The organism is Thalassovita sp. (assembly GCF_963691685.1).
Classification (GTDB): domain Bacteria; phylum Pseudomonadota; class Alphaproteobacteria; order Rhodobacterales; family Rhodobacteraceae; genus Thalassobius.
The window spans coordinates 2,332,019-2,346,935 of sequence record NZ_OY829290.1 but is presented as its reverse complement, the minus strand read 5'-3'; the positions used below and the strand labels follow the sequence as shown (position 1 = coordinate 2,346,935).

At 59.1% G+C, this 14,917-nt stretch carries 15 protein-coding genes; 5 read left to right on the top strand and 10 right to left on the bottom strand.

Annotated elements, in window-relative coordinates; translation table 11 throughout:
• Positions 1-10: 10 nt before the first annotated feature.
• From ACORLH_RS11425 to guaA, 4 genes are all read right to left on the bottom strand, one after another.
• Positions 11-1,270, bottom strand: coding sequence for an outer membrane protein transport protein (locus tag ACORLH_RS11425; protein WP_321828545.1), 1,260 nt, complete (start codon positions 1,268-1,270; stop codon positions 11-13).
• Between the two features lie 116 nt (positions 1,271-1,386).
• Positions 1,387-2,256 carry a DMT family transporter gene (locus ACORLH_RS11420; RefSeq protein ID WP_321828544.1) on the bottom strand — a complete coding sequence of 290 codons (870 nt, stop codon included), beginning with the start codon at positions 2,254-2,256 and terminating at the stop codon, positions 1,387-1,389.
• Between the two features lie 37 nt (positions 2,257-2,293).
• Positions 2,294-3,325, bottom strand: coding sequence for a glycosyltransferase family 8 protein (locus tag ACORLH_RS11415; RefSeq protein ID WP_321828543.1), 1,032 nt, complete (start codon positions 3,323-3,325; stop codon positions 2,294-2,296).
• A 194-nt stretch (positions 3,326-3,519) separates the two neighbouring features.
• The gene (gene guaA / locus ACORLH_RS11410; RefSeq protein WP_321828542.1) at positions 3,520-5,079 is read right to left on the bottom strand and encodes a glutamine-hydrolyzing GMP synthase; all 1,560 of its coding nucleotides are present in this window, start codon (positions 5,077-5,079) and stop codon (positions 3,520-3,522) included.
• Between the two features lie 236 nt (positions 5,080-5,315).
• Between guaA and ACORLH_RS11405 the strand changes: the two genes are divergently transcribed.
• On the top strand, positions 5,316-6,860 hold the full coding sequence (locus tag ACORLH_RS11405) for a trimethylamine methyltransferase family protein (protein ID WP_321828541.1): 1,545 nt from the start codon (positions 5,316-5,318) through the stop codon (positions 6,858-6,860).
• Between the two features lies 1 nt (position 6,861).
• On the opposite strand, the gene ACORLH_RS11400 is transcribed toward ACORLH_RS11405, so the two are convergent.
• A complete protein-coding gene (locus tag ACORLH_RS11400) occupies positions 6,862-7,176 on the bottom strand; it encodes a DUF6477 family protein (RefSeq protein WP_321828540.1) in 315 nt (104 codons plus the stop codon).
• A 235-nt stretch (positions 7,177-7,411) separates the two neighbouring features.
• On the opposite strand from ACORLH_RS11400, the gene ACORLH_RS11395 reads away from it, so the two are divergent.
• Positions 7,412-8,563, top strand: a complete 1,152-nt coding sequence (locus ACORLH_RS11395) for a DUF6456 domain-containing protein (protein WP_321828539.1) — start codon at positions 7,412-7,414, stop codon at positions 8,561-8,563.
• Here ACORLH_RS11395 and ACORLH_RS11390 read toward each other — a convergent pair.
• Positions 8,560-9,252, bottom strand: coding sequence for a VIT1/CCC1 transporter family protein (locus ACORLH_RS11390; protein ID WP_321828538.1), 693 nt, complete (start codon positions 9,250-9,252; stop codon positions 8,560-8,562). The two genes, ACORLH_RS11395 and ACORLH_RS11390, sit on opposite strands and share 4 nt — an antisense overlap.
• A 128-nt stretch (positions 9,253-9,380) precedes the next feature.
• On the bottom strand, positions 9,381-9,932 hold the full coding sequence (locus tag ACORLH_RS11385) for a peroxiredoxin (protein WP_321828537.1): 552 nt from the start codon (positions 9,930-9,932) through the stop codon (positions 9,381-9,383).
• A gap of 299 nt (positions 9,933-10,231) precedes the next feature.
• On the opposite strand from ACORLH_RS11385, the gene lipA reads away from it, so the two are divergent.
• Positions 10,232-11,182: a lipoyl synthase gene (gene lipA, locus ACORLH_RS11380; RefSeq protein ID WP_321828536.1), complete on the top strand. Its 951-nt coding sequence runs from the start codon at positions 10,232-10,234 to the stop codon at positions 11,180-11,182.
• 45 nt (positions 11,183-11,227) lie between these two features.
• Here lipA and ACORLH_RS11375 read toward each other — a convergent pair whose 3' ends face one another.
• Entirely contained in the window at positions 11,228-12,118 is an 891-nt protein-coding gene (locus ACORLH_RS11375) for a cytochrome c (protein WP_321828535.1), read from the bottom strand.
• 6 nt (positions 12,119-12,124) lie between these two features.
• A complete protein-coding gene (locus ACORLH_RS11370; protein ID WP_321828532.1) occupies positions 12,125-12,598 on the bottom strand; it encodes a cytochrome c in 474 nt (157 codons plus the stop codon).
• Between the two features lie 302 nt (positions 12,599-12,900).
• On the opposite strand from ACORLH_RS11370, the gene ACORLH_RS11365 reads away from it, so the two are divergent.
• Positions 12,901-13,755, top strand: coding sequence for a LysR family transcriptional regulator (locus tag ACORLH_RS11365; protein WP_321828531.1), 855 nt, complete (start codon positions 12,901-12,903; stop codon positions 13,753-13,755).
• Between the two features lie 64 nt (positions 13,756-13,819).
• Here ACORLH_RS11365 and hpt read toward each other — a convergent pair whose 3' ends face one another.
• Complete coding sequence (hpt, locus tag ACORLH_RS11360; RefSeq protein WP_321828530.1) at positions 13,820-14,371, bottom strand: hypoxanthine phosphoribosyltransferase; 552 nt, start codon at positions 14,369-14,371, stop codon at positions 13,820-13,822.
• Positions 14,372-14,451: 80 nt separating this feature from the next.
• On the opposite strand from hpt, the gene ACORLH_RS11355 reads away from it, so the two are divergent.
• Positions 14,452-14,901, top strand: a complete 450-nt coding sequence (locus ACORLH_RS11355; RefSeq protein WP_321832812.1) for a type II toxin-antitoxin system RatA family toxin — start codon at positions 14,452-14,454, stop codon at positions 14,899-14,901.
• Positions 14,902-14,917 lie beyond the last annotated feature (16 nt).

Below are 14,917 nucleotides of genomic sequence, written 5' to 3'. Positions count from 1 at the left end.
CTATGCTGTCTTAGAAAGTGGTCGAAATTTTGAAGCCGATGCCAACTACGCTGTTGTCGGTGAACGAGGCAACTGCGGTGTCCGCGACACCTGCGTCTGCATCGCCCAGCTTGGTGTAGTTGATACCACCGCTGATCGAAGTGTTGCCTTTGGTGTATTTGCCACCAATGGTGATGCCCATCAGACCATCGGTCGGACCCAGCGGCGAAACAGTATCGTCTCCACCTTCCGGCTCATAGCTCAGAGTGATCGAACCCGAGAAGTTGTCGGTGAATTTACGGCCGATCCCAAGGGTATAGCGCTGGCTGTTGCCAAGGTTCACCAGATCCGAACCAAGCGCGGTCGGGATAACGTCAACTTTTTCATACTCCGCCCAGCGATAGCTTGCCATCAGCAGGGTGTTCGCCGCGATGCCAGTCTGGAAGTCCAGGTTGAAGCTCTGAGGGGTCACGTAGGTAACGGTGCTGTTTGTCGCAGATCCAAGAAGGCTCTCGGTGGTGTCCGCGGTATGTTCAATTTCGGAATGGTAGGTCGCAGCGAGGCGAAGCGCGATGTCCGGGATCTCGTATGCCGCACCCAAAGTGTAGCCAACAGCATAGTCATTGGCCATTTCAAAGTTGTAGCCGTTGGTCGCTGCAAAAGTGCCCTGCGCCGTGGTAACCGCAGCGCCAAGCGAAGCAGTCGTACCGAGACCATAGGTGGTGTCGATTGCGGTCGCGGCGGTGACATCACCACCCAAAGCGGCTGCGAGCAAAGAAGAATCCAGCCCCGAGACCGTAGCAGCGACACCGGCAACGGTGATAGCATTACGATAGGCGACGCCGTTCAGTGCCACTTTCGCGTCCACACCTTGAATGCGCAGACCGCCGAATACGCTGACACGGTCGTTTAGCTGATATTTACCAACAGCACTGAAAGCTTTGGAGTTCAGATCTGCCATGGTGCCGCCCAGCGTGCTGGTCAGCGGATCGCTGTCATAATTGATGTCGGCGCCAAATGGCTGATCAAAGATCAGAGCCAGTGCAAACTGATCGTTGATTTGCTTTGTGTAGCTCAGACCGATCTGAGTGTAGCTTTCACCAACGTCGTAATCCGTACCCAGCGCATCGCTGCCGGTAATGGTTGGTGTGACCACACCAAAACTTAGGTCAAAGGTGTTGTCCGGTGAAAACAACGAAAGAACACTTTGTTGAGATCGATCTAGGCCGCCCGCCTGTGCTGCTCCTGCCGTCAGAGCCAGTACTGCGGCTCCTACCAAATAACGCTGCATGCATTCCTCCCCTTCACAAACTTGTGCATCTGTCAGGCATAGCCAAGCAAGATTCCGCCTGTCAACGCAGCCCCAGCGTAAACTTGTCGCAGTTTGTGAAGGAAGCCTTGCATTATCTATTTTGAGTTGCGTGGCATTTCTGCACGGATGTTGAGGTAGTTCGCGCCAAAGATGACCGCAGCGCCCAGGAACACCCAAGGGTCCAATGCCTCGGCATAAAGCAGCATGCCGATCACCGCGATCAGCGGCAGGCGAATGAAATCGATCGGCATGACAACCGTGGCCGGCGCCAGTTTCAGCGCTGTTGTCAGGCAGAAATGCGCGACCAGCCCGGCGACCGCAATCAGTACCAGCCAGGGCACGGATTGGGCCGAGGGCAGCGCCACATCGCCGTCATAACCTGCTGCGATGATACCAAAAACCGCCTGCATCAGCGTTAGGTAGAACAGGATGCAGGTGATGGTTTCGCTGCGCGTCAGCTTGCGGGTGAAGACGGCAGAGCCAGCAAAACCAATGGCGGCAAGCGCGGCGGCCAACTGGCCAACATTAAGGCTGTCCGGGCTAGGGCGGGCGACGATCAGAATGCCGATGAAGCCGATCAGCGCAGCAATGCCACGTGTCCGGGTGATGCGTTCCCCCAGCACAATCGCAGACAGGGCGATGGCCCAAAGCGGAGATGTAAACTCCAGCGCGAAGACCTGTGCCAAAGGGATCACAGTCAACGCATAAAACCAGAGGTTCTGTCCGGCGAAGTGGCTGAGATTGCGAATGGCATGGGTTCCTAAGTGACGTTTGGTCACGTCACCCAAGTGGCCCGTCGCCGATGCCACGACCAGTACAATCGCAAAACCGACGAAGCTGCGGTACATCATGATCTCGAAGGTATCGAGTTCAAAACTGATGGCGCGGCCCGCTACGGCCATGGACGAAAACGAGACAATCGCGCCTGACATCCACAAAATGGCAGCAAAGGTCTGGCTGATCATGCCGTCCGCCCCGGACGGGGGCCTTTGGCAGGTGGGCTCAGGCGAATGTGGCGGTCCATTTGTGGCGTTCCTTTTCTGCAATCCGGCTGATTTTCTCTATCATCGGTGGAATGTCCATCCCGGTTTTTGCAGAAAAGGTGATAGCCGCCTGATACCAGGCCCCCAGCGCGCGTTTTTGGAGGGGGCTCATCGGGCGTTGCAGAGGCTGGCTTTGCCAGGGTTTGAAGACGCTGCCGGCAAAATGATAAAGCGCCGGATTGTTCTGGGCCCGGCGGTAGGCCGCGCGAAGCTTTCTGGGAACAGAAATCGCCCAGAAGCGATCCATATTGGCCAGATTGGCCAGTAGGTTCCAACGGGCCGAGAGCAGCTGAATAGCGTCGTGCTGGGTGCCGAACAGATAGTTGAACCAATCCTGATCGTAATTGGTCCAGCCTTTCTGGTCGTAGATCTGACTGTAGGATTTGTAATCATCCAACTGCTCTGCCAGGCCGGCCCGGCGCAGGGCGGGCATATCCAACAGCAAAAGGCCTGCGTTGATGTAACGCGCCATTTGCAGGTCGTGTTTTTGGGTGGCAATCACCTGCCGGAACGGCCTGCTGCAGGCTGCACCAAGGGCGCCAAACTGCGACCAGAAACCAATTTTATGGTGCAGGATTTCAAAAGGCGTGTCGGGCACGCCCGCCAGCAGCTTGCCATCAAGATCCAGATGGTAAAGCGGCGTCGGATCATCGACAAACAGCGTGTCGCCATCAACGTAGAGGGTTTTGACCTTGGTTGAGGCCAGCGCCGTCATCATCCAATGGGTATAGGGGCGGCCATGTTTCAGATGTGGGTGATCCTGCTGCGGCAGATCAGGGTTAATGTGTTGGGTGATCTGGGCATCGGGAAACAGGGCACTTAGCGCGTTGATGCCGCGGCTCAACTCCTCGGCGGGGGCATCGATGTGCACCACCACCGTCACTTTGCCGTGGGTCGCGACCAGCAGCGAATAGATCGAGATCAGCCCCTGCCGCACAAAGCCCGCGTTGAACGCATAGGTGACATGGGGGAAAAATGGCGACGTTGGCATCTGGGCTTGCTCCTCTGGGGACAACACGACCGTAAAAATCCGCCGAGGGGGCTGGCAATTAAACGCAGGGCCTAATCCGGGCCTTTTAAACTAAGGTTTATGTTGTGATTGGGCGCTGCTGCAGAACGAAATCAGGCGGCGCCCGTTGGGGTGCCGCCTGCGAATTGAGTTCTGAACCAATGTGTTAGAGCTGCTTACTCCAGCTCAATGGTGCCCGGCGGTTTTGAGGTGACGTCGTAGAACACGCGGTTCACGCCTTTCACCTCATTGATGATGCGGGTCATGGTTTCGCCCAAGAATTCGTGGCTGAACGGGTAATAATCCGCCGTCATACCATCGACCGAGGTCACAGCGCGCAGGCCCACCGCATAGTCATAGGTGCGCCCGTCGCCCATCACACCAACGGTGCGCATCGGCAGGATGGCAGCGAAAGCCTGCCAGATCTCATCATAGAGGCCATGTTTGCGGATCTGGTCGATATAGACCGCATCCGCTTCGCGCAGAATGTCCAGCTTGTCACGGGTGATCTCACCAGGGCAGCGGATCGCCAGACCCGGCCCGGGGAAGGGGTGGCGGCCGATGAAGCTGGCCGGCAGGCCCAGCTCACGGCCCAGCACGCGGACCTCATCCTTGAACAGACCACGCAGCGGTTCCACCAGTTTCAGGCCCATCTTCTCAGGCAGGCCGCCCACATTGTGGTGCGATTTGATGGTGACCGAAGGACCGCCGGAGAAGGAAACCGATTCAATCACGTCCGGGTACAGGGTGCCCTGCGCCAGGAACTCGGCGCCTTCGATCTGGTCGGCGTATTTCTGGAACACGTCGATGAACAGCTTGCCGATGATCTTGCGCTTGGTTTCGGGGTCGCTGACGCCCTCCAGCTCACCAAGGAACAGATCGCTTTCGTCGGCGTGGATCAGGTTCAGATTGTAGTTGTCGCGGAACATGGCGACGACTTCTTTGGCCTCATCCTTGCGCAGCAGGCCGTGGTCAACAAACACACAGGTCAGCTGATCGCCGATCGCCTCATGCAGCAGGATCCCGGTGACCGAGCTGTCGACGCCGCCAGACAAGGCGCAGATGACCTTTTTGTCGCCAACCTGCGCGCGGATGTCTTCGATCATTTCCTGACGGTAGGCCCCCATGGTCCAATCGCCCGAGAAACCTGCCAGTTTGACGAAGTTCTCATACAGCTTTGCGCCCTTCGGGGTGTGGTGTACCTCGGGGTGGAACTGAACCGCGTAGAAATGACGTTTGGTGTCCGCAGTGATCGCGAACGGCGCATTGGGGGAGGTGCCGTAGACCTCAAACCCCGGGGCGATTTCACTGACGTGATCGCCGTGGCTCATCCAGACCTGTTCGTCGCCCTCGGCAAACCAGCCATCCAGAATGTCCAGGCTGTTCTCAGGGGTGACAAAGGCGCGGCCAAATTCGGCGGTGCCATGGCCACTTTCGACCTTGCCGCCCAACTGGTGCATCATCACCTGCTGACCGTAGCAGATGCCAAGGATCGGCACACCCAGCTCAAAAATTCCTTCAGGCGCGCGCGGGCTGCCCTCACGGGTGACGCTGTCAGGCCCACCGGAGAAGATCACAGCCTTGGGCGCCATCTCGCGCACAAAGTCGATGGTGACATTCTGATAGGGGTGGATTTCGCAATAGACGTTCAGCTCGCGCAGGCGCCGTGCAATCAGCTGCGTGACCTGGCTGCCGAAGTCGATGATGAGAAGGCGGTCGTGTGATGTCTGGGTCATGTTTGCCTATTAGGTAAGAGGCGGCGCTGACGCAAGGGGGCGCGTGCTGCAAATGCACAATTGCCGCGCTTAAGGCGCTGATATATGTCGCGCTTTGGAATGAGATGCGGATTTCGCGGGGTTTCATTCGCCGCAATGTCGCTTTTGCGCCTTAGGTGACGTTCCCGGCATCAAGGGGGCGGGCAGGGCGCGTTACATCTTTGTCTAACGTTTGAACCAGCACTTGAGGGGGCGTCATGTCCGAAACAGGAACCCGCAGAAGAGCAAGAGGTGGCGGCGGTGCAGCCCGTCGGGCAGCGCGCAGCGCGGTATCGTTTGAAACCGCCAAATATATTGAGCGTAATATCCCCAACTTCGAGGTTCTGACCGAAGAAGCGCTGGAGATCATTGAGGCCAACGCCGAAACCATTCTGGAAGAGGTTGGCGTCAACTTCGTCAACAACCCCGCCGCATTGGACCGCTGGCGCGACGCCGGTGCTGATGTGCAGGGCGAACGGGTGCGCATCCCCAAAGGTCTGGCGCGCAAACTTTGCGCCACCGCGCCGTCGCAGTTCACCCAGCACGCCCGCAACCCTGAGCGGAACGTGGTGATCGGTGGCAACAATCTGGTGCTGGCGCCGGTCTATGGCCCCCCCTTTGTGCATGACGCGAAAGGCGGCCGTCGCTACGCGAAAATGGAAGATTTCCAGAACTTCGTGAAGCTGGGCTACATGTCGAAATGGCTGCACCATTCCGGCGGCACCGTCTGCGAACCCACGGATGTTGCGGTGAACAAACGTCACCTCGACATGCTGCACGCCCATATGACCCTGTCGGACAAGCCGTTCATGGGTTCGGTCACCGAACCCAGCCGGGCGCAGGACAGTGTGGAGATGTGTGAGATCCTGTTCGGCAAAGACTTCGTTCAGGAAAACACCGTGATGACCTCGCTCATCAACATCAACTCGCCGATGACCTTCGACGATGTGATGATGGGCGCGCTTGAGGTTTATGCGCAGAACAATCAGGCCTGCATCATCTCGCCCTTCATTGTGGGCGGGGCGATGGCACCGGTTTCGGTTGCGGGCACGCTGACGCAGGTTCTGGCCGAAGGTCTGGCCGGCATTGCCTACAGCCAGTTGATCCGTCCCGGTGCGCCGGTGATCATGGGGGCTTTTGTGACCTCGATCGATATGAACTCGGGCGCGCCGACCTTTGGCACCCCTGAGGCCAGCCAGATCACCTATGGCGCTGGCCAGTTGGCCCGCCGCCTGGGGCTGCCCTATCGTTCTGCGGGATCTTTCTGTGGCTCCAAACTGCCGGACGCGCAGGCGGCCTATGAAACCGCAAACAGCCTGAATATGGGGCTGCTGGCCGGTGTGAACTTCATGCTGCACGCCTGTGGTTGGCTGGAAGGTGGCCTTGCGGCGTCATATGAGAAGTTTGTGATGGATGCCGATCAGCTGGGCGCGCTGCACAAGATGGCGCAGGGCGTTGCCATTGACGACAACGCGCAAGCCATGGACGCCATCCGTGAGGTCGGCCCGGGCGGTCACTATCTGGGCTGCGCCCATACGCAGGCCAATTTCAAAACCGCCTTCTGGCGTTCGGACCTGTTGGATTACAAACCGTTTGAAACCTGGGCCGAAGAAGGCAGCCGTGACACCATGGCGCTGGCCTCGGCACGGGTTGAGAAACTGCTGGCCGATTACCAGCAGCCGGCGATTGATCCGGCGGTGAATGAGGCGCTGAGCAGCTACATCGCCAACAAAAAGGCCTCGATGCCGGATGTGATCGGCTGATCTAGGCTGGTTCCAACCGCTGAGACATCTTCGGGGGCGCGCTTTGCAAAAGGCGCGCCTCTGCCATGAGGGCGGTCAGCACCGCAACATGATCGGCAATGCAGTAGTCATTTTGGGCCTGCTGCCGCCGCGCGTTCATCTCTGTTTCCAGATCCAGTAGTTTTGTTAACGCCTTTCGCGGCGCTGGGAGGCTGTCCTGACGCAATATTCGGCTGAGGTGACGTTCGCGCCGATAGGGGCCCAGCCCGTGCCGCGCCGCCGCGGTCAGCAGGCGTGGCCGTTTTAACGTCTTCAAAGCAATCGTTAATTCACACATGTTCCCTCTCCAATCAGGGGTAAGGCGGGCAGCCATATCACAGCTTTTAGGGGTGTTGCGCGCGACGCGAGCAGCGTGCGGCGCCTTTCAGCGTTGTTCACATTTTGGAAACAATGATGGAGGCAATTCTGATTTGTTAACCAATACTTAGATGTCTCACCTCTAGGTTGTGAATTTCACCAAAGGGTAAAGAAATGGTCCACACGGCACGTCGGTTGGGCCAAAGGAGGGCGCAATGTCATGGAACGGGCCTGATCCATCAGCGGATTGCCTCAACATGCCCGAGTGGCTGCCGGTCGATGCTCAGCTCTATCTGGCGCATGTCGAACAGGGTCTCTCGATGCGGCGGCTTGCCCGGGAACGGGGCTGCCATGCCTCAACCGTCATGCGGCAAATCCGCAAGCTGGAAAACCGCCGCGACGACGGGCTGATCGATCAGGCGCTGTATCGTCTTGGCCGCCAAGTTGCCAAAGGGACCGACCGCCTGTTTCCCACTGCGCGCAACCCCGTTGCTGAAAACCAAATGCCACCCCGCTGTAAGAAGGAGCCTGAAATGAACACTGTCCCCTCATTTGACCCGCCCCACAGCACGCCCGATCTGCTGCAGCAGGCTTTGCCCGTTTTACAGGCCCTCACGGCGGAGGGTCACGTTCTGGCGGTGGCCGCAGATATGGAAAAGGCAGTGATTGCAGGCGGCGATCCGGCGCAGAAAACCGTGGTGGCCCGAGCCTTGGCTGAGGCGCTGGCGCTTCAGGGCTGGATTGAGTGTGACGCCCCCGGTCGTGTGTCGCGCTACCGCCTGTCAGAGGCTGGGCGACAGTTGCTTCAGACGCAGCCCAACAATCCCTCCGCCGCGTCAGGCATGGCCGAAGCCGCCGCGCATTTTCAGGGCGCTGAGCCCGTTCCTGCGGGCGCCACACCGTTGCCCTTGCCCCGTTTCAGCGACAGCCAGCGCCGCAGGTTGGCGCAGGGGGAAACCCCGCTGGCCCTGCTGGCGCGCCGTCGTGACAAAAGCGGTCAACCCTTTCTGGAGGAGGCGCTGGTGCAGGCGGGCGAGCGTCTGCGCGAAGATTATGAGCTGGCGCAGTTGAGCCAAGCGCAGGAGGATCACTGGAACCCGCTGCGGGGCGGTGGCGTTGATACTGTACCCCTGATGGCGTTCGGGCCCGAGGCCGCGCGGGCGCGCACCGCCGCTGCCCTGCGTGATCTGGGACCGGGATTGGGCGATGTGGTGCTGCGCTGTTGTTGTTATCTGGAAGGGCTGGAAACCGCCGAAAAACGCATGGGCTGGTCGGCGCGCTCTGGCAAGATCGTCCTGCGCATCGCGCTGCAGCGGTTGCGCCAGCATTATGAGGGGCTGGGGGAGGAGGGGGCGCTAATCGGCTAGCCGCCCAGAACCCAGCCAACACCATAGGCCACCGCGGCGCAAAGGCCGCCGATGCCCACCGTCTCCACCAGCGCTTGCGGGGCATTTTCATCGGTGGCCCGTACCCGCAAAAGGCCGAGGGTGGTCAAGGCAACCAGCGTGCAGATAATCGCCGTGGTCCATTGGTGCGCAGGCTCAACCCCGATCAGATAGGGGGAGATTGGCATGAGGCCAAAACACACGAAAGCCACGAAAGTGACCATGCCGTTCAGCGCGGGATTGTCACGGTCCGGCGGGGTAAGGCCCTGATCCAATATCAAAATCTGGGCTGCTGCTGCATCAGTGTTGCTCATCACAGCGGCGGCTGCCTGCGTCGCCTGATCCTCCGCCAACCCTTGCGCGTGGAAACCTGTGATCAGCTGGGCCAGACCCTGCTGAGGGGCTCTGTCCAGCAGCGCGCGCGTTTCCCGAAGGCTGCGCCGGTAGACCTGATGCTGTGAACGCGCGGAGAGGTATTCGCCCATGCCCATCGACAACGCATCGGCCAGAAGGTTTGCCAGCCCAAACAGGATGACCGCAAAGGCGCCGATCTGCGCAGCGCCATCTGCGCCCGCGCCTGCGAAGCCCGCAACAATGGCGAAAGTGGTGACAATGCCGTCATTTCCGCCATAGATCACCTGTTTCAAAGATCCGCGTAAGCTCAGTGCCATTCCGGTGCCTCCTAACGCTTGGTCGTTAATATGGCAGCCAAACGGCACACGGCAATTGATCCTGCGCAAATGAAAACCCCGCAGCCGTTTCCGGCCACGGGGCTTGCATCTTTACCTGAGGCGGCAGATTACTCTGCGGCGACCTCGGCACCTGCGTTTTCCAGGTACTTCAGCAGGTTCTCAGGCGAGCTTTCACCGTAGGGGTCTTCGCCGTGGTTGTCGCTGAGGCCCGGCTCTTCGAACCATGCTTCAACAACACCGTTGTTCACAACGGCGGCGTAGCGCCAGGAGCGCATGCCAAAGCCCAGGTTGTCCTTGGCGACCAGCATGCCGGCCTTGCGGGTGAATTCACCGGACCCATCGGGGATCACTTTGACGTTCTTGATGCCCTGCGCTTCGGCCCATTTGTTCATCACGAAGCTGTCGTTCACGGACATGCAGTAGATGTCTTCGATGCCCAGCTCGTTGAACTTGGCGAAATTGTCTTCGAAACCCGGCAGCTGGTAGGTCGAGCAGGTCGGGGTGAAGGCGCCCGGCAGCGAGAACAGGATAACGCGTTTGCCTGCGAAATAGTCGTCGCTGCTCATGTCCTGCCAGCGGAACGGGTTCGGGCCGCCAACGGATTCGTCGCGGACACGGGTGCGGAAGGTCACGTTGGGCAGCTTCTGGCCAGTTTGCATGGATTCGTCCCTTTATTCGAATTTTGACTGTTCGATGGCTTCTTTATAACGATTCCAAACTAGCGGCCAGATCAGAATGTCGCTGCGATGCAGAAATCGGAAATTGTGGAAAAATTGACGCAATGGCAGCTTGTTGGCGTCGCTGACAGTAAAAGCTGCTGCGATGCAACATTTTACTATGTTCTCAGTGCATAGCCCCTATGCGATGATGGTACTTTCTCGGTAGAGGCGATATAGTATGTCGGAATGACCCGGTGATGTGCCGGGATGACCAACAGGTTGAAATCAGGATCAAAGACGTGCGTGACCTAAAGATTCCCCAGCAGCGGCATCCCGAAAAGGCCCACCGGCCCGACAATGCCCAGCCAAAGAAACCCGATTGGATCCGCGTCAAAGCGCCCGTGTCTGACGGCTATAAGCAGACCCACAAGATCATGCGGGAAAACAAGCTGGTCACAGTTTGTGAAGAGGCTGGCTGCCCCAACGCAGGTGAATGCTGGTCCCAGGGCCACGCCACAATGATGATCATGGGTGAGATCTGTACCCGTGGTTGTACCTTCTGCAACATCGCAACCGGTAAGCCCAACGGTCTGGACGCGTTTGAGCCGGGCCGGGTGGCCATGGCCGTGCAGAAGCTGGGGCTGAACCACGTGGTGATCACCTCGGTTGACCGCGATGACCTGAAAGACGGCGGCGCCGAACATTTCGCCCAGACGATCCGCGCCGTGCGCCATCGTTCGCCGAAAACCACGATTGAGATCCTGACGCCAGACTTCCTGAAATGTGACATGTCGGTGCTGGAAACCATCGTTGAAGCGCGCCCCGATGTCTTCAACCACAACCTTGAAACCGTTCCCGGCCTTTATCCTGAGGTGCGGCCCGGTGCCCGCTATTTCCATTCTCTGCGGATCCTGCAGCGCGTGAAAGAGCTGGACCCGACCATGTTCACCAAATCCGGCATCATGGTTGGCTTGGGTGAGGACAAGCAGGGTGTACATCAGGTGATGGACGATATGCGCGCTGCGGACATCGACTTCCTGACCATTGGCCAGTATCTGCAGCCGACGCCGAAACACCATGCGGTGGACCGCTTTGTGCACCCGGATGAGTTCAAAGCCTATGAGAAAGCCGCCTACGGCAAAGGCTTCCTGATGGTCTCGGCCACGCCGCTGACCCGGTCGTCCTACCACGCAGGCGATGACTTTGCGCAGCTGCGTCAGGCCCGGATGGAAAAACTGGGCCGCGCCTGAGCCGCCCATCGTTTTACAGATTAAACTGCGTTCACCGCCCGTTGGTCATTCAACGGGCGGAACCATTTTCAGATAGGCCGCAATGGCAGCGCGATCACTTTCCGGTAATTTGGCAAGGTTTTCGACGACATCTGCCATCTCACCACCCGCGCTGTCGAAGTCGGGTGTGAAGCCTGAGGTGAAATATTCCACCAGATCAGCCTCGGACCAGTCCAGCGCGGCTGGGGTGATGTTAGGTATACGGCCCTGACCCGACGGGTTTGGCGCACCGCCTAGCCAGGCGTCATAGCTCATCCCACCCAAAGCGTTGCGGCGGGTGTGGCACTCCCCGCAGTGACCCAGAACCTCCACCAGATATTGCCCACGCTGCATTTGGGCGTTTGTCGGCTCGACCGCTGTAGGCTCGTTGCCGGCGAAGAGCAGTTTCCAGCCCCCCAGACTGGCGCGGATGGAAAAAGGGAAGCCAACGTCATGGGCTTTGCTTGGCGTTCCCGACAGGGGAAGCGTCTGCATATAGGCCCAGAGGTCGGCGATATCCTGCATCGAGCTGCGGTTGTAGGACGTGTAGGGAAAGGCCGGGTAGTAATGCTGGCCCGCGGGGCTGGTGCCAAACAGCATTGCATTGGCCAGATCCACGGCCTGCCAGCCCCCGATGCCCTTGGCGGGATCGGGGGAAATGTTTGGCGCATAGAAGGTGCCGAAATCGCTGGGAAAGGCATGGCCGCCTGCAAGGATCAACTTGGCCTCGCCGGTGGCATCGGGTGCTGCGTGACAGGACGCACAGCCCCCCGCCGCAAAGACCAGCGCACCGGCTTCGGCATCGCCGACCAAACCGTCCATCGCCAGCGGGTCCAGCTTAACCGGGCGGGTCATCCAATAGCCGGTCGCCAATACCACAACACCCAAGAGCACCAGCCATTTCACCAAACGCAGCATCGGCAGTTACCCTTTGGGACCACGGTAGGCTTTGTGGCAGGCGCTGCAGGCCCCGCCAACACCGCCCATTGCGGCCTGCATCGCCTCCAGCCCTTGACCGGCTGCGCCATCCATCACTTCGGCGGCGGCTTGCATCGCCATCGCTTTGGCGATGACGTCATCCATGTTGTTCCACATTTCAGGCTTGGCGCGGCTGCCGGCCGCGGCGCCCTGTTCACTGCCCGCCGGCCACATCTGCGACGCATCCAAACGGGTCAGGGCCAGCAGGCTGCTGGCAGCACCCTGGGCCACAGTGGCATCATAGTCAGACTGACCTTTGGCCATGGTGCCAAGGATGCCCAGATTAAAGGCATAGAGCGCCATCTGCGCCTTGCGCGCTTTGACGGCGCCGTCAATCGCTTTGGCGTCCTGCGCAAAGGCCGGCGCAGACAGGGCAAGGGTAAGGGCGGTGAGGGCGACAAGTTTGTTGGCTAGATACATGATCTGGCTCTCCTAAATGTAGTAAAGGCAAAGTCTCGACACCTTGAGGATAAGCTGAAAACAGGCTGCGCGTCTTCACATCCCTGTCAGGGGGATGCGATTCTGCGCGTCAGATTTGTGGCCTGCAGGGCGCGCCGACGCTTGGGTTGTTAAGATCTTAAAAGGTGCGACAAATATACATGTATTGGCGGCGCAATTTGTGCATTGGACGCCGCTGTGCCTCGGCTCCCGCTGGCGGCTCCCGTATATACAGGTGCTAGAGCTGAAATGCGCCAAAGTGCGCGCGACAAAGGAACATGCCAGTGCCCAGCAACTGGGAAAACTTTCGCTACGTTTTGACCTTGGTGGAAACCAGCAGCCTGCGCCGGGCGGCGAAGACCCTGCGCTGTGAACCGACTGACGTTCTGGTGCGGGTGCAGTCCTATGAGGATTCCGTCGGTCAGCCGCTGTTTGACCGGATTGGCGACCTGATGGAGCTGACGCCCTCGGGCCGCAGGATCGTCTCAGCGGCGCGTGAAGTGATGTCATCGATGGAAAAGGTGGGGCAGGGAAGCGGCCAGCAATCCGCCAGCGGGATCGCCCCGATCACCATCTCGACGCTAGACTGCATCAACCAACATCTGCTGGTCGATTGCATGGCGCGGATCCCCGAAGGCACGCCCTTGCCGGTGGTGTCCCTGAGGCATACGCAGGAGGTGCAGCCGCTGGATCAACTGGGCACCGAACTTGTGGTGCGCCCCGGTCATGGCATGGCGGATGAGCTGGACGCCGAGGTGGCGGGCTATTTCGACTTCGCGGTTTATGAACGCGCGGATGGCCGCAACAGCTGGCTGGGGCTCTCTGGTGTGCTGGAACGGGCGCCGGCCGCTAAATGGTACCGGGAACACGTGCCGGCCAATGAAATCACGCTCAGCTCCGACAGTTTTGTGACGCTTGCCATGTTGGTGCAGGCAGGCGTCGGGCGCGCGGTATTGCCCAGCTATGTCGGGGATCAGTTTGCCTGGCTCAAACGCTATGAAATCGACCTGACCGGCAAGATGATCCCGCTGCATATCGGCAATCACCCGGATCTATCGGGCAGCCGCCGGTTGAAGCAGCTGAAGCGTCAGGTGCTGATCAGCCTGCGTCACAGCGAACATCTGGCCAGTCACCCCTAAGCCGGAAAAGCAAAAGACCGCCCCTGGAAGGAGCGGCCTTTGATCTGTCAGTTTGGGCCGGGCCTCAGGCCTCATCTTCCTCAACAAAGCGGACCTTGCCGATGAAGGGCAGGTTGCGGTTGCGCTGTGCGTAGTCGATGCCATAGCCCACCACAAATTCATCCGGGATTTCAAAGCCGATCCAGTTGGCTTTGACCTCTGCCTCACGGCGCGATGGTTTGTCCAGCAGCGCAATGGTGCGCAGTTTCTTCGGGTTGCGCCCGTTCAGCAGCCGCAGCACATGTTGCAGGGTAAATCCGGTGTCGACGATATCTTCAACAACCAGCACATCGCGGCCTTCGATTTCCCCCCGGATGTCTTTCAGGATCCGCACCTCGCGCGAGCTTTCCATCTCATTGCCGTAGGAGGAGGCTTCGAGGAAGTCGACCTCAACCGGCAGGCCAAGTTCCCGCACGATATCCGCGATAAAGACGAAGCTGCCCCGCAGCAGGCCAACCACGATCAGCTTGTCGGTGCTGCCAAATTCAAACTCAATCTCACGGGCCAGAGATTCGATCCGGGCCGCGATTTGCTTGGCTGAGATCATTTCGTCGATGACATATGGACGCTTGGACATGAGACCCTCTTGCAATTTCGGCCATACTCTACGAAATGAGCCTCAAAGTTACCATGCGAAAAGAGGCTGAGACGCGCGAAATGCCGACCCATTCCGAAACACGACCGCTGCCGCACTCAGCCCAGCAGATGTATGATCTGGTCGCGGATGTCGCCGCCTATCCGAAATTCCTGCCCTGGTGCGCCGCCGCGCGCATCCGCAAAGTGACACCGCAGGGCGATGGCACCGACCTGATGGAGGCGGATCTGGTGATTTCCTTCAAGGTGTTTCGCGAACGTTTCGGCAGCCGTGTGATCCTGGCGCCGGAAAAGAAACGGATCGATACCGAATATCTGGATGGCCCGTTCAAATACATGAAGAGCTATTGGGAATTCACCGACCGCGAAGATGGCGGTTGCGATGTCTCATTCTTCGTCGACTTCGAGTTTAAGAACGCGGTGCTGCAGGGCATTATCGGTGTTGTCTTCAATGAGGCGATGCAACGCATCGTGCGCGCCTTTGAACAGCGCGCCGTGGCGCTTTACGGCTAACAGCCTTTCACGGAGG

Excerpts from the sequence above, each read along its gene's own strand:
- ACORLH_RS11425 (WP_321828545.1), bottom strand. The coding sequence starts at position 1,270 with ATGCAGCGTTATTTGGTAGGAGCCGCAGTACTGGCTCTGACGGCAGGA.
- ACORLH_RS11420 (WP_321828544.1), bottom strand. The coding sequence starts at position 2,256 with ATGATCAGCCAGACCTTTGCTGCCATTTTGTGGATGTCAGGCGCGATT.
- ACORLH_RS11415 (WP_321828543.1), bottom strand. The coding sequence starts at position 3,325 with ATGCCAACGTCGCCATTTTTCCCCCATGTCACCTATGCGTTCAACGCG.
- guaA (WP_321828542.1), bottom strand. The coding sequence starts at position 5,079 with ATGACCCAGACATCACACGACCGCCTTCTCATCATCGACTTCGGCAGC.
- ACORLH_RS11405 (WP_321828541.1), top strand. The coding sequence starts at position 5,316 with ATGTCCGAAACAGGAACCCGCAGAAGAGCAAGAGGTGGCGGCGGTGCA.
- ACORLH_RS11400 (WP_321828540.1), bottom strand. The coding sequence starts at position 7,176 with ATGTGTGAATTAACGATTGCTTTGAAGACGTTAAAACGGCCACGCCTG.
- ACORLH_RS11395 (WP_321828539.1), top strand. The coding sequence starts at position 7,412 with ATGTCATGGAACGGGCCTGATCCATCAGCGGATTGCCTCAACATGCCC.
- ACORLH_RS11390 (WP_321828538.1), bottom strand. The coding sequence starts at position 9,252 with ATGGCACTGAGCTTACGCGGATCTTTGAAACAGGTGATCTATGGCGGA.
- ACORLH_RS11385 (WP_321828537.1), bottom strand. The coding sequence starts at position 9,932 with ATGCAAACTGGCCAGAAGCTGCCCAACGTGACCTTCCGCACCCGTGTC.
- ACORLH_RS11375 (WP_321828535.1), bottom strand. The coding sequence starts at position 12,118 with ATGCTGCGTTTGGTGAAATGGCTGGTGCTCTTGGGTGTTGTGGTATTG.
- ACORLH_RS11370 (WP_321828532.1), bottom strand. The coding sequence starts at position 12,598 with ATGTATCTAGCCAACAAACTTGTCGCCCTCACCGCCCTTACCCTTGCC.
- hpt (WP_321828530.1), bottom strand. The coding sequence starts at position 14,371 with ATGTCCAAGCGTCCATATGTCATCGACGAAATGATCTCAGCCAAGCAA.
- ACORLH_RS11355 (WP_321832812.1), top strand. The coding sequence starts at position 14,452 with ATGCCGACCCATTCCGAAACACGACCGCTGCCGCACTCAGCCCAGCAG.